Raw genomic sequence first — 15,061 nt, 5'->3', positions numbered from 1 at the left:
GTTCCTTCACCTGGTTTTTCCGGACCTTTTTCTGTATCTTTTTTATTTGTAATTTGAAGTTTTACAAATTCAATTTTTTCATTAGAAATCGTAAATTTCATTTCCTTATCGGATAAAGTATATCCTTCTGGCGCTTGGATTTCTTTTAAAATATAATCTCCTGGTTCTAACTTCTGAGAAATTGCTTTACCGCTCTTATTTGTTGTTAATGTGTCAATTTTTGTTTCGTCTTTCCAAATTTCAAACACTGCGCCTGCTAATATTTTATTTGTATTATTAGCGTCTACCTTTGTAATTTCTAATTGACCTGTAATTTCTTCTTTCACTTTTTCATTCATAACTTCTTGTTTTACTACTTCATTTGCTACAACATTTACTTCTACTGTTACTTCTAACGCTCTATAACCTTCTGGTGCTTTCGTTTCTTCTAACGTATACTTTCCTGGCACTAAGCTTTCGAATTTCACAACACCGTCTTTACTCGTTGTTTTCGCTTCTCCAACTACTTGACCAGCTTCGTTCTTTAATTTAAATTCCGCACCTTCTAGAACTTTTCCACTCTCTGCATCCTTTTTGATTACTTGTAAGCTTCCTAGTTCTTTTGCGTTTTCTATTTGTACTTCTACTACTTTATTTGCTTCCACAACGACTTCAATTTCTTCTTTTAGTAGTTTATATCCTTGTGGTGCTTTCATTTCTTTTAATGTGTACTTTCCTGGTTCTAATTTCTGAGAAATTACTTTACCAGTTTTATCTGTTCGTAATGTATCTACTTTCTTACCATCTTTATACACTTCGAATTCTGCACCTGATAACAATTTCGTTTTATCATTCGCATCTACTTTTACAATTTCGAATTGACCAAGGCTCTTACCGTTCGTTACTTTTACATCAATAACTTTTTCACCGTCAACTGTTACATGAATTATTTGTTTTGTTAACTCATAACCTTCTGGTGCTTTTGTTTCTTCTAACGTATATTCACCTGGCACAAGTCCGTCTACTTTAACCGTTCCAGACTTATCTGTTGTAATTCCTTCTTTTACAACATTTCCTTTCGCATCTTTCAATGTAAATTCTGCGCCTACTAAGCGTTTCGTTTGATCTTTATCATCCATTTTAATAATTTGTAGAGAACCTAAGATTTTTTCGTTTTCTGCCTCTACTTTTACTACTTCTTTCTCATTTTGAATTGTTACTTTCCATTCTTTATTTGAAAGTTTGTAGCCCGCTGGTGCTTTCGTTTCTTTCACTGTGTATTCACCTAGCGGTAATTTCGGTGACATCACTTTTCCACTCTCATCTGTTTTCAGTTCCGCTACCTTTTTACCATCTTTATACACTTCGAATTCTGCACCTGATAACAATTTCGTTTTATCATTCGCATCTACTTTCACGATTTCGAATTGACCCATTACTTTTTCATTCATGACTTCTTGTTTTACTACTTCGTTCGCTACAACGTTCACTTCTACTGTCACTTCTAGCGCTTTATAACCTTCCGGCGCTTTCGTTTCCTCTAACGTGTACTTTCCTGGCACTAAGCTTTCGAATTTCACAACACCGTCTTTATTCGTTGTTTTCGCTTCTCCAACTACTTGACCAGCTTCATTTTTCAGTTTAAATTCTGCACCTTCTAGAACTTTTCCACTCTCCGAATCCTTTTTGATTACTTGTAAGCTTCCTAGTTCTTTTGCGTTTTCTACTTGTACTTCTACTACTTTGTTTGCTTCCACAACGACTTCAATTTCTTCTTTTAGCAATTTATATCCTTGTGGTGCTTTCGTTTCTTTTAATGTGTATGTTCCTGGTTCTAATTTCTGAGAAATTACTTTACCAGTTTTATCTGTTCGTAACGTATCTACTTTCTTGCTGTCTTTATACACTTCGAATTCTGCGTCTGATAATACTTTCGTTTTATCTTCCGCATCTACTTTCACAATTTCGAATTGACCTGTTACTTTTTCGGGGATCTTTTTATTCACCACATCTACAGTCACTACTTTATTAGCCTTTACATCAACAGAAACTGAACTAGATGATAATTCATATCCTTTCGGTGCTTCTACTTCTTTTAATGTATAGCTTCCAACTGGAAGTTGTTTCGATAAGGCTTCGCCTTTATCACCTGTAACAATTGTTTCCACAACATTACCATCTTTATCGATAACATCAAATTTTGCACCTGGCAGAAGTTGACCAGATTCACTATCTTTTTTCAATAATTTAAATTGGCCATTCTCTACTTTTTTCGTATTCTTCATAACAAGTTCAATTACGTTTGTATTATCAATTGTTACTTTGACTGGTGTATCAACTTTTATATATCCTTCTGGTGCATTTATTTCTTTTACAAAATAGTCACCAAGTGGTAAATCTTTAACTTCCGCAATACCCTTTTCGTTTGTTGTAACAGTAGCCACAACGTTATTATCTTTGTCTATAACATCAAATTTTGCGTCTTTTAAAACAATGTTTTCATCGTTTTCATCAACTTTTTTAATTTGTAAATGTCCTTTTTCAGCTGCTGGTTTATTCCATTTTGGCCAGTTAAATTTAAAGTTATGAACCTCAAAACCATCTCTTTGGTGTAATCCTCCAACATAGGCTTGTCCATTAATAGAACCACCTTTTGTTTCTACAACTGCATTAGGTGCAAACACACTACCTACTACACCATAACCTTTAGTTGTTATCTTTGTAGCATTAGGAAATACCCAAATTACCTTACTAGCTAACTCAGTAAAAGATGAATTAGGGTCATATGCTTGAGATGTATTAATTAAATCCGTCGCCATCCCAGTATTTCTTGTATCATACAAAATTGCACCGCCACCAAAACTCACTTCTTCTGCATCTGAATAAATAACAATAAAATCTTTATTCTCTACATTCGGAAGAAAAACGTCTTTTACATCGAATGCTTTCTTTCCCGTCTGACCTGAAGAGACATAAATATTAGGGTTGTTTGCATCTTCACCGATTCCAAAGCTCATATTAGGTTTTGGCTTATCAGTGTGTAGTTTACTTGCATCCCCAATTACACCATCAACGTCTTTTCTAAATTCTTTAAACTTAGCATCAATCTCCGCTTGCTCTTTATAAGAGATACGGTCATACGATGTTTTCATTGCGCCATCTGGGTCACCGTCTTTTGTCATCGCCACTGTTCCATCTTGAATAATTACCTGTCCTGCTCCAGCTTTCGTAAATTGACCGCCTAGTAATAATGATGGATATCCTTCATCTACCCAAGTTGCTCCAGCTAAGTTATTTGCTCCAGTTGCAGCCGCTACGACTGTATAACTTGATGCGTTCATATTTTTCTGAACAGCCATCGCACCTTCAATATCCGCACTCGTTGCACTATGATCTCCAAAAATGATGGCGTTGTAATAAGATACATCACCTAAACCTTTTAATTCTGTTGTAGCTGCCCCTGCTTTAAATGGTAAATGGATTAAAAAATTCATACATATTAGTAATACAACTATTAAACTACTACTTAACTTTTTAATTTTTTGATTAAATGATTTCCTCAAGAAATTCATTCCCCCTTTTAAACTTCCTAAAACCACAAAAAGAAGTACATTTCATATGTACCAGGTCTTACTCACATTAACTTAAAATAATCCATTTAAATACAACAAAGGAACGCTACAACTACTTAATAAAATTACTACAATTCATTTTTGAAATAATACGTGAACTAAACTGTCATGCGGAAATACTTTTACGTATGGGAGCCCAATAAAATTAATCTGAAGAATATTTCATGTGGTGTAACTATTTTGACAACATCATCCACTTTACATTAGTTTTCTGAAGGATTCAAGTGAATTGTATGAATCCCATACACAATTCACAATTTAAAACGTTTCCATTCCTTTTAATAAGCTCAACAAAAAAACGTAGCCAAAAAGCTACGTTTTTCTTTCATCGTTTCGGTGTATTTTTATGATTCTTCAAAAACGGAAGCGGGAATTGCTTACGGAAATGCTCTTTAATCATATACTCTACACCGTTTTCGCTATTTGAACGTGTAATCCAATCTGCTGCTTGCTTTAATTCTACAGGCGAGTTCCCCATCGCTACCCCAAGTCCCACGTTTTCAATAACCTCTAAATCTTCCATACTATCTCCAATCGCAACCATTTCATTTAGCGAAATATTTAAATGCTCTCCAAGCAATTGTAATCCACGTAATTTTGATACATTTTGCGGTAAAATTTCTATTCGTTTTGAATCACATTCAACATACTCTACATCTTGGAACGCTTTTCTTAATGTGTTCAGTCCTCTTTCTTTTTCACCTTTACTTTGGAAAATAACATCAATTTTTGGCGCTGCTACCGGATGGTCACGAAGCGCGTCACCTAACGAATCTACAAATTGAACTGGATAAAATAACGGATCTGCGCTTGATAATACAGTGCGCGCAATTAAGTTTGGTGTATTTCTCTCACGATTTCCTATCGAAAACCGTTCATGAGAAATGCGTACGTTACAATCAAAGTGCTCTAACACTTGCACAATGTTAAAAGTCTTCTCTTCAGATAATCTTCTTTGAACGTACGGCTTATCTAACGTTGCTGAAACGAAAGCACCACCATGTGTCACTAATATAGAATCTAATTTTAACGCCTTTGCTACTTTATGAGCGGATTGAAAATTACGACTCGTAAATAACGTAACGTATACATCTTTTCTTTTCACAAATTCAATTGTTTCTCTTAATCCTTTTGCAATTTTTCCATTGTTGTATAGTAGTGTCCCATCTATATTAAGAGCTAGTAAGCGATAAATCATGTCGCACTCCCCCTCTTCGCTGTTGTACTCTATCCATAATTTATGAAATAAATGTAGCAAATAGAACGAGTTAGAATTACTACTGAAAATTTGGTTTACTATATACATATACACTTAGCAAAGGAGATAGTACAATGCAGGCACCTCCTTCTTTTTATGAAGGCGATACGTTAGAAGTCGCAAAAAAATTACTCGGGCAAAAACTTGTTCATATTGTAGACGGAATAAAGCGAAGCGGAATCATTGTAGAAGTAGAAGCATATAAAGGCCCAGATGATAAGGCCGCACATAGTTACGGAGGCAGACGGACAGATCGCACAGAAGTTATGTTTGGTGCACCAGGGCATGCTTACGTATATTTAATTTACGGTATGTATCATTGCTTTAACGTTATTACAGCGCCAGTGGGCACCCCGCAAGGTGTTCTCATTCGAGCCCTTGAGCCAGTAGATGGAATAGCAGAAATAAAACTAGCGCGCTACAATAAGACCGAAATTACAAAAGCGCAATATAAAAACTTAACAAACGGTCCTGGCAAACTATGCCGTGCACTCGGAATTACTTTAAAAGAACGCGGCGTATCGTTACAAAATGATACGTTACATATTGAATTAGTTCCAAAAGAAGAACACATATCATCACAATATAAAATAACAGCAGGACCTCGTATTAATATCGACTATGCAGAAGAAGCTGTACATTATCCGTGGCGTTTTTATTATGGGGGGCATCCGTTTGTTTCAAAGAAATAAGCGATATCAACGATTTTTCAAATATATCTATCGTAACTTACAATATATCAACGATTTTTCGAATATATCTATCGTAACTTACAATATATCAACGATTTTTCGAATATATCTATCGTAACTTACAATATATCAACGATTTTTCGAATATATCTATCGTAACTTACAATATATCAACGATTTTTCGAATATATCTATCGTAACTTACAATATATCAACGGTTCGACAAGAAATATCGATTTATCGACAAATAATAACATTACGAATAAAAGAAGACTGTTCCAAAATGGAACAGTCTTTCCCTCTTACTCTGCACCTTCCGCAGTTGCAATATTATCCTCTAAATTTTCTCTTGATAATTCAGCCGCCATAAAATCAGCTGTTTCTGGAAGTGCTAAATGCATATGAGCTTTTTGACAAATTTGGATCGTACAGTTTTCTATAACATAGTCGAAAACATGTCCGCCCCCGCTTCTTTCATCATCAATGTAATGTAAGTGGAATCCAGCTACCCCAATACCTTGTGCGTAATCTGGTGTCCAAAATCCAGCAAGCGTACCTTCTGTATTTTCAAATGAAAAGATTGGTTGTGATTTCGTCACTTCAACGAGCGGTGTATACGGTTTTTCTTGTCTTGGAACAGTTCTCGTCCTTACTTCACGGAACGTACCGTCCATTCGAATACCGTAAAACAAGTTTTTACTTGGCATTAATTCATGTAATAACGCTTCAACTTCTTCACGATTCATCGGACGCTCTACCGTATAACTCATTTCTTTTTCAAAAAACGTTACAGTCGCAAATGGCGTTGTTTCTTCTGGCTCTACTTTTTCTGCTGAACCGTCTGAACGTAAATGATAAAATTCATTATCAAATGCAATCATTTCACCATCTAATTGATCAAATGTGCCGATGCCGAAATCACCATGTTTTTTCAAATCTTCAAAGCTAATTACACCATCATATATACCATCTAATAGCGCAAGCATTGTAGATGTTTGATATACTTCATTACTCGTTTTCGTTTTTTTCGCATCAATATCAATTAATTGCGCAACAGTCATCTCAAATCTGCCTCCATTAGTTTAATTGGTTTGGTAATAATTTTTCGCTTAATTTAATGTTGTCACGATAGTCAATTGGAATATCAATAATGACAGGACCATCTGCTGCTAGCGCGGATTTTAACACACCTTCTAATTCATCAGGCGTGTTAACACGAAGACCTAACGCCCCGAAACTTTCCGCATATTTCACAAGATCAACATCGCCAAACTCTGTAGCTGATGTTCTGCCGTATTTCATCATTTGTTGGAATGCAACCATATCATATGTGCCGTCTCTCCAAACAAGATGGACGATTGGAGAATTTAAACGTACCGCCGTTTCTAACTCCATCGCTGAGAATAAGAAACCACCGTCACCTGATACGGAAACTACTTTTTTACCTGGTTCTACTAAAGTAGCTGCGATTGCCCAAGGAAGTGCAACACCTAACGTTTGCATGCCGTTACTAAATAATAATCTACGTGGTTCATAAGAACGGAAACATCTCGCCATCCAAATAGAATGGGAACCGATGTCACATGTAACAGTTGTATCGTCACTAATTAAAGAACGAAGTGTACGAATCACTTGAAGTGGATGCGTAACACCTTCTGAAGGACGATTTGGAACTTCTGCTTGTTCTGATAATTTCGCGCGTAATCGTTCTAACACTGCTTCTGATTTCGTACTTAATACAAGTTTCGGTAATTTCTCTGCGATGCTATTTACCGTTAAAGCGATATCACCAATTAATTCACGCTCTGGTTGGTAATCATGGTCGATATCTGCTTGATGGTCGTCAAGATGAATAATCGTTCTGTCGCCAAGTTTATTCCAGAACTTTGGATCATACTCGATTGGATCATAACCGATAGAAATCACAAGGTCTGCTTCTTCTAGTAAAATATCACCTGGTTGGTTACGGAATAATCCAACGCGGCCGAAGAAATGATCTTCTAACTCACGTGAAATCGCACCAGCTGCTTGATATGTTTCAACGACAGGAAGTTCTGTATCCGCAATTAATTTACGAACAGCTTTCGTCACTTCATTTGTGCTCGCTCTCATACCGAGTAAAATAACTGGTAATTTCGCTGATTTTATTTTGTCTACTACATATGTAATATCATTTGTGGGAGCGATTCCAAGTTGTGGCTTAGAAAGCGCACCGATAGACTCTACAGTTGTTTCCGCAGTCATAACGTCTTGCGGAAGACTTACTAAAGTAGCTCCCGGATTTGTGGAAGTCGCACTTCGAAATGCATTACTAAGTGCTTCTGGCACATTATCAGGATGCTCTACTTCTACGCTATATTTTGTGATTGGTTCGAATAGTGCAGCATTATCCATAGATTGATGCGTACGTTTTAATCGATCCGTACGCGGTACTGCACCAGCTAAAGCAACAACGGGATCACTCTCCGCATTCGCAGTAACAAGACCTGTCGCTAAATTTGATGTCCCTGGTCCTGAAGTTACAAGACATACGCCCGGTTTCCCTGTTAATCTACCAATAGCAGCTGCCATAAATGCTGCATTTTGTTCATGACGACAAACAATTAACTCTGGTCCTCTTTCTTGCAATACATCAAATACAGAGTCAATCTTTGCTCCTGGAATACCGAAAACATGTGTAACACCTTGTTTAATTAAACAATCAACAACAAGATCTGCTCCCTTTGTTTTTGTCTTCACGTCGTTTGCTTTTACACCTGTACTCAAAACTAATCATCCCTTTATTTCATAATGTGTGTAATAAAGATTTTAATTTCACCTAGTTAATTAATGTGGTGAAGTATCATTTATCATTATATTACAAATGCATTATTTTTCCAACAATATGAATTCGACATTATTTTGACAAGATTTAAAGAATGCGCTTACAACCTTTTGTTTATCTTAAAATAACATTTTTATATCTCTTCTAAAAATGTACAAAAATACTTCCACCTATTCACATTATTAACAAATTTATAGTACCTTGCAAAGAATAATAGCAAGTGATATATTTGTAAATAATGGAATAACCATTATTTGGAATTCCATTCACGATTAGTATATCTCCTTTCAAAAAGTAGATATAGATTGTGTGTGCTGTTTAGAAAAAAGATAGGATTTTCAGCCATAATTCATCATTTTATAAAGGAAAGTGATTGTTATGAACAAAAGTGAATTTTTAAAGCAACTTAGTTCTTCCCTACGGAATATGCCTAATTTAGAAAAGGAGGATATTATCTCGGAGTACGAAACTCATTTTATTAGTGGTAAACAAGATGGAATATCTGAAGAGGAAATTTCTAAAAAGCTAGGAAACCCTAAAACTATCGCTAAAGAACTTAATATTTCATATGTAATAAGTAACGCTGACAATAGGCGCAGCCTAAAAAATATTATGACAGCACTGTTTTCTGTTATGAGCTTAAGTGTTTTAAACTTTATATGTATCATTATCGCCTTTTTCGTATTACTCTTTCTATTACCACTTCTTCTAGCACTTATAATTGCTACACCATTATTAATTATTTCACCTATCTTATTAATAGGATTAGGATTCTTTAAAGGGTTTCATCAAATCAGTTATTCCGATGTTTATAATGTATTTATAGCTTTTTGCATCGGCTTACTAATATCCGTCATATCTTATCAAATGATAAAACATATATACTCACTTTTAGTTAAGTATTTAAAATGGAATTTAGCTATTTTACAAAGATACTAATCAATGTAAAAGGAGATTAATATGAAAAAGTATATTTTATACCTACTCACGTTACTTACAATTTTATTTCTATCAGCTTGTTCAAACAGTGCACAACCTAAGGAAGAAAACGATGTACAATCTATTAAAGATGTTGCTATTAAAGTTCCAGAAAATATATTTAGTTCCTCAAAGAAAAATGAAACTATTAATGAAGACGAAATGAAGCAAAATATAAAAACTTATTTAGATTATAGCGGAGAGTTATACGAAAACATCGTTCCACTTTCGTCAGCCATGTCTGACGAGAAGGTTACTGAGTCCGACCGGGATAAATTACAAAAACTAATAGATTTAGCTCAACAAAACGATGCGAACTTCCATCATTTTATTAGTAACAATACGATTCCTGCTGATTACAAACAGCCTTCGAAGGAAATTCATAATTATATTTCAGCATCTACAGCACTTTCAGTAGAATTAGATCAGGAAATAGAAAAATTCGCTCAAGATGGTAACTTATTCAAAACTGATTTCTCTTTTACAAAGCGCTTTGAGAAAGTTAATGGTAGGAAGCAAAAAGAAATTGAAGAGTTTTTGAAGGAGAAAAACATTAAAACGGAGTATTTCAAAAAATAACAAACAAAAAAGACGTGTGTAGAGATAATAAACTTGTTTACTTCTTATAGGGCTAACGAAGTAGTTTAATGGAAGAAGAATTTATAGTGAGTGTTATAATAATCAATAACTTAAGCAAAGGGGGCAGCATTTTTGCACAAACTCAATGCATTAATACCAGAGCTATCAGTTTCAGATATGGAGGAAAGTTTAAATTTCTATTCGGAAATTCTCCTGTTTAAAATTGAATATCAAAGACCAGAGGATAAGTTTGCTTTACTGTCTTTAAATGACTGCCAGATTATGATTGAAGAAGTAAATGGTCATTGGAGTACTGGGGAGTTATCTTATCCCTACGGAAGAGGAATCAATTTTCAAATTATCATAAATGATATCGATTCACTATATGATAGTTTGAAAAAGAACGAGTATCCAATTAAATTTGATATTCAAGAGAATTGGTATAGAGCTGATACTAAATTAAAGGGACAAAAAGAATTTTTAATTATGGATCCTGATGGTTATCTATTAAGATTTGTTCAAAATTTAGTTGAAAAAGATGTTGAGGCAGATTAAGCTATGTAAAACAGGATAAAAATTTAGTAAATGGAGCAAGCTACTTTTTTTCAATAAGCGGCATTAGTTGAAGAAAAATTAACCAACTTTATTATTTTTATAAATTAAAGGCTACAACAATTAAATTTAGTTTTAAATAAATTTAAAACCACCTACAAGTTAATTTTAATAGGTGGCTATTACATTTCTTATACTAAAATTAAACACCTTTATTGTCACTGAAAAAGACGCCCCTATACTAGGAGCGTCTTCTCTCATTACGCTTGTTGTTGCGCGCTATATAATTCTTCAAGTGGCTTCATGATAATTTTGTTAACGTCACCGATTACAACGTTTAGGCGTTGCTCAGTTTCCATTAATTTTGTAATTTTAGCATCTTGTTGAATACGAGCTACAACTTCTTGTGCTTGTTGGTTGTCTTCTTCAGTGATTTCTTGGCCTTGCATCATTTTCTGTTGTAGGCTAAGTTGCATTGTACGAAACTCATCGAATAAGTTCTTTGAAGCTGTGTCAGCTTGAACTGCTGCGTAGCTCTCTTTTAAAGTTTTGAAGTCTTCGTTTTCAGCGATTGCTTTTTGTAATTCATATGCAACATCATGAATGTTCTTTGTCATTTTATTTTTCCTCCTTTAGAAGGCTAGCGCTTTTCACTCGCACTGCCTTTTACGTGCATTTACATACGCACCTCTTCTTACCATATCAAACTATGCAAGAGATGTGAAGAAATTTCACTTTTATTTCTATGTACTCACCTTATTATCTAAGAAACAATAGTAACAATCCTTGTACGAGCCCGATCATTCCGCCTAATAACGCTCCTAAATACGTAATCATTTTCAATTCGTTTTTCGTAATAGACAGAACTAAGTCTTCTAATCTTTCTGTTGAGAATGTAGACACTTCTTGCTGGACAATTTCCGCAAGGTGTAGATTATTTAGTATACTCTCTACATTTTCTGTTCCCCACTTTAAGCCTTTCGCTACTGCACTTGGAACCACTTTTTCAATAATTGTTTCTCGAACTGGTTCACATACTTGCTGAACAGATTGATTTAAAAACTTACTCACTGTTTCCTCTACTTTAACTGCTGACAGCACGGAGCTTACAATCATTTCTTTCTCCACAAATGCTTCTAATTCTTTTACATCTCTTCCTTTTAACTTTTCCCACTCTTTTTGTAGTACGTCAGTTAAAAGCTGCTTTGTAGCATCTTGCCCTAAAAACTTAATAACTTCTGGCTGCACACGATCCACAACACTTACATTTCCTAAAAACATCCCAACTAAGTTAAGTAGCGTTCCACGAGAAGCAAAGAAATCATCAATCATTTTTGAAAGACGCGCTTTCCCTTCTTCACTTTCAAAAAAGCTAATTCCTCGCTCTAAAATAAACGCCGAGGCATTCGGAATCGCATTCTCTATCTTTTCATGTACAGAATGAGGTAAAGCCTGTTCCCATGTATATGTATAATACTCTGCTAAAAATGCATGAATTTTTTCTGTAATCACATATTCGATTTTTCGAGTCGCTTCTTCTTCTACATGCGCTACATTCCATTTTTCTAACATATATCGCAGTGATTGTTCATTCGTAATTACTTTATCCACTTCCACTTGCGCCCAGTGGATTAAACCTTTTTGAAACTCTTCATTTGTTAGCTTTTTTCCGATTCCTTCTGGTGTTAACAAATGTTCTACAACCATTTTTCCTAATTGAACAGCAAGTTCATCACGACGCTTCGGAATTAACCCTGGTGTAAATGGAACTTGAAACTTTCCGATATAAATAGGACGATGAGGACGAAATAACATTTTTATCGCTAAATGATTCGTGTATCCCCCAATAATTGCTCCGAGCCCTGTCGTCGTTAACATATTTAACCATATATTCATTACAATCAACCTTTCACTTCTCCAAAACTATAGCATATCATCATACGGACAAAAGTATAATGGTATAAAAACGTATTTGCAATATATAGCTTCGCCTATTATGCAAATAGTAGTAAAGGAGTGATTTCGTTGGTTCTCGGCCTTTTAACTTCTAAACTTCATTATGAGCAAACGTATTACACCGAAATCGCTAAACGCGCTCGGCTTTATCATAATGTCGTTGCCCAGTTTACGCCATTTTGTATTGATTCTAAAACAGACCTTGTTTCTGGTCTTATTTACGATACAGATACAGGAAAATGGAAAGAGCAAACATTCCCTATTCCTTCTTATATATATGATCGTTATTCTTTTCACGAGGAAACAGACTTTGAAAAAGCAAAATCAATTATTCACTCTTTGCACAACCGTCCTTCCACTACCTTTTTAAATAACACACTTATTAACTTAAGTGAACTACATGATTTATTTCTCACTAATAAAAAACTGTCTCCTTATATACCCAAATTTGAAGTGGCAACGATACAAAACATTTTCAAACTGTTGTTAAAAACTAAAGATATTATTATACGCCCCACTAATATACATTCTAAAGATAACTTATATCGAGTCGCTTACAAAAATAAAACGTTTCATATCGATACAGTAAATGAAAAATACCATACTTCTCTTCCAATCAAGCGGACAGATGAATTCATATCTTGGTGTAAATCTAACATACGTTCATCACGCTACATAGTGCATACCATGCTACAACCACCAAATCAATTAACATACCCACTCCACATTCGAACCATTTTGCAAAAAAACAAAGAACAAACTTGGAATATTATCGGTCAATTTATACAAAAAAGTTCATTTCCTAATCAACTTTTACCCTCAGCAACAGACGATGATTCATTGCATTCATTTTCAAAAATTAAATACGTACTATCTAGTACAGGTGTGCAACTATTGCAAGACGCTTTACACGACATTATAAATGAAGTATTCCAAACACTAGATCAGTCTTATTCTTCATTATTCGAACTAGAACTTTCCACAATTATGGATCAAAAAGGCGCAATTTGGCTTATGTATGTCAACACGATTCCTCCTTACGAACAATACATTCGTCATAGTGATTCATTAGCTGAAAAGATATTTCACGGACCACTTAAATTCAGTCGCTTTACACCATAATGAAAGGAGGTAAACCTATTTTGAAAGAGCATATATATACATTAAATATTTCAGATGACCATCCAAATAGCATTACTTTACCTTACGTTTTTTCTATTACACCGCCTATTACATCTCTCTCCTTCGGCATACGTCATATTGCAAGTGAAGAGGTGAAAATTCATTATTCCTTTACTCGCGAAATTATTATCGGAAAGCATATTGCCGAAAAACTTTTACTGCCTCAATCAACTACTATTCATGCATTTACACAAAACCAAACAATTATTTTCGGACCATTAATCGGCATTTTTACAACTGGCTTTAATGATGATTCTTCTAACCCTTTAGGAAATCGTTCAATTGCTCTGAGTGAGTTGTTAACACCACCATTCTCATTACGACCGTTCGTATTCGTCTTTGGCGTTCAACATATACACTGGGAAGAAGAAACGATTGAAGGATATTTCTTTCAAGAGAAACAATGGATAAAGAAAAAAGTCCCTTTACCAAATGTCATTTACGATCGCTTACCGAATCGGCAAGCGGAAAATTATAAACCAATTGTCAGGGCAAAAAGAAAATTAGAACAAGACTACTGCATTCCATGGTTTAACCCAGGTTTTTTCAATAAATGGGAAGTTCATCAACTTCTTACGAAAGACGAATCAATTAAACCCTTATTACCAAATACAGAAGCATTTCAGCATTTTGAACAAGTAGAACGGTTTCTTGGCACGTATAAATCAGTGTACATGAAACCAATACACGGGAGCTTTGGTAGAAATATTCATCAAATATTTTATTCTCAAACAGAGAATTGCTACTACTGTCGTTATCGCGAAAATGAAGAAAATAAACTGAGAAAGTATCAATCATTAGAAACGCTTCTAAACCATGTATTAAAAGGACATGATTTAAAAAAGTTTATCGTACAGCAAGGTATTTCGTTACTTCGCTTCGATGGGAAACCTGTTGATTTCCGCATTCATACAAATAAAAACCATTTCGGTAATTGGATAGTTAGTGCAATCGTCGCCAAAATCGCCGGCAAAGGCAGTTTAACAACGCACGTAAATAGTGGCGGTGATACAAAATTATTACAAGAGCTTTTTCCAGATTCAACGAAACAAGTTCAAATTGAAAATAAATTAAAACATACTGCCTTACAAATAAGTTACGCGCTCAATGAACAAGTAACTGGAAATATTGGAGAAATCGGTTTTGATATCGGTTTAGACACAAAGGAAAATCCGTGGCTCTTTGAAGCCAACTCTAAACCTGGGCGAACTGTATTCCAAGATAAAAAATTAAAAGAGCAAAGTGAACTGACGCGCCAGTTATTTTACGAATATGCCGTCTACTTAACTGAACATTCTTTACGTGATACAAAAGAAAAAATGTCTCAAATAAAATCAGGGGCTTCATCAAACACCGAACATATCCCTTCTCCTATGATTCACTCACAAATACAAAAACAAAAACTTCCACCTAGATAATAAGGTGGAAG

General features: G+C 34.8%; 12 protein-coding genes. 6 read left to right on the top strand and 6 right to left on the bottom strand.

The genetic code is table 11. From position 1 onward, the window contains the following. Together DN401_RS22735 and DN401_RS22730 are read right to left on the bottom strand one after the other, a co-directional pair. Positions 1–3,542 (bottom strand): MSCRAMM family protein (locus DN401_RS22735; protein ID WP_149287941.1); only part of this gene is annotated, 3,542 nt, incomplete at its 3' end. Positions 3,543–3,936: 394 nt separating this feature from the next. After that, positions 3,937–4,809, bottom strand: a complete 873-nt coding sequence (locus DN401_RS22730) for a Cof-type HAD-IIB family hydrolase (protein WP_000640415.1) — start codon at positions 4,807–4,809, stop codon at positions 3,937–3,939. A 134-nt stretch (positions 4,810–4,943) separates the two neighbouring features. Here DN401_RS22730 and DN401_RS22725 point away from each other — a divergent pair, with 134 nt between their 5' ends. Then, on the top strand, positions 4,944–5,561 hold the full coding sequence (locus tag DN401_RS22725) for a DNA-3-methyladenine glycosylase (protein WP_149287940.1): 618 nt from the start codon (positions 4,944–4,946) through the stop codon (positions 5,559–5,561). A 302-nt stretch (positions 5,562–5,863) separates the two neighbouring features. Here the strand turns inward: DN401_RS22725 and alsD are convergent, their stop codons facing one another. Beyond that, positions 5,864–6,622 carry an alpha-acetolactate decarboxylase gene (alsD, locus tag DN401_RS22720; protein ID WP_000215024.1) on the bottom strand — a complete coding sequence of 253 codons (759 nt, stop codon included), beginning with the start codon at positions 6,620–6,622 and terminating at the stop codon, positions 5,864–5,866. A 16-nt stretch (positions 6,623–6,638) separates the two neighbouring features. Further along, the gene (alsS, locus tag DN401_RS22715; protein WP_025709959.1) at positions 6,639–8,327 is read right to left on the bottom strand and encodes an acetolactate synthase AlsS; all 1,689 of its coding nucleotides are present in this window, start codon (positions 8,325–8,327) and stop codon (positions 6,639–6,641) included. Positions 8,328–8,763: 436 nt separating this feature from the next. Here alsS and DN401_RS22710 point away from each other — a divergent pair, with 436 nt between their 5' ends. The 3 genes from DN401_RS22710 to DN401_RS22700 all read left to right on the top strand — a co-directional run bounded on the left by DN401_RS22710 (position 8,764) and on the right by DN401_RS22700 (position 10,497). Beyond that, positions 8,764–9,324 (top strand): HAAS signaling domain-containing protein, encoded by a 561-nt coding sequence (locus tag DN401_RS22710; RefSeq protein ID WP_149149349.1) that lies wholly within the window; start codon positions 8,764–8,766, stop codon positions 9,322–9,324. A gap of 21 nt (positions 9,325–9,345) precedes the next feature. Next, positions 9,346–9,942, top strand: a complete 597-nt coding sequence (locus DN401_RS22705; protein WP_098272745.1) for an NDxxF motif lipoprotein — start codon at positions 9,346–9,348, stop codon at positions 9,940–9,942. Between the two features lie 132 nt (positions 9,943–10,074). Next, on the top strand, positions 10,075–10,497 hold the full coding sequence (locus DN401_RS22700) for a bleomycin resistance protein (protein WP_000549334.1): 423 nt from the start codon (positions 10,075–10,077) through the stop codon (positions 10,495–10,497). A 257-nt stretch (positions 10,498–10,754) separates the two neighbouring features. On the opposite strand, the gene DN401_RS22695 is transcribed toward DN401_RS22700, so the two are convergent. After that, on the bottom strand, positions 10,755–11,111 hold the full coding sequence (locus tag DN401_RS22695) for a YlbF/YmcA family competence regulator (protein WP_000164614.1): 357 nt from the start codon (positions 11,109–11,111) through the stop codon (positions 10,755–10,757). 142 nt (positions 11,112–11,253) lie between these two features. Further along, positions 11,254–12,390: a DUF445 domain-containing protein gene (locus tag DN401_RS22690; protein ID WP_025709955.1), complete on the bottom strand. Its 1,137-nt coding sequence runs from the start codon at positions 12,388–12,390 to the stop codon at positions 11,254–11,256. Positions 12,391–12,519: 129 nt separating this feature from the next. Here DN401_RS22690 and DN401_RS22685 point away from each other — a divergent pair, with 129 nt between their 5' ends. Continuing rightward, positions 12,520–13,572: a YheC/YheD family endospore coat-associated protein gene (locus DN401_RS22685; protein ID WP_000242827.1), complete on the top strand. Its 1,053-nt coding sequence runs from the start codon at positions 12,520–12,522 to the stop codon at positions 13,570–13,572. A 20-nt stretch (positions 13,573–13,592) separates the two neighbouring features. Next, positions 13,593–15,050 (top strand): YheC/YheD family endospore coat-associated protein, encoded by a 1,458-nt coding sequence (locus DN401_RS22680; RefSeq protein WP_149287939.1) that lies wholly within the window; start codon positions 13,593–13,595, stop codon positions 15,048–15,050. Positions 15,051–15,061: the final 11 nt, after the last annotated feature.

Source organism: Bacillus sp. BF2-3 (assembly GCF_008368795.1).
GTDB lineage: Bacteria > Bacillota > Bacilli > Bacillales > Bacillaceae_G > Bacillus_A > Bacillus_A cereus.
Note: the sequence above shows the minus strand (reverse complement) of the source record. Positions and strands in the feature narration are given on the sequence as shown.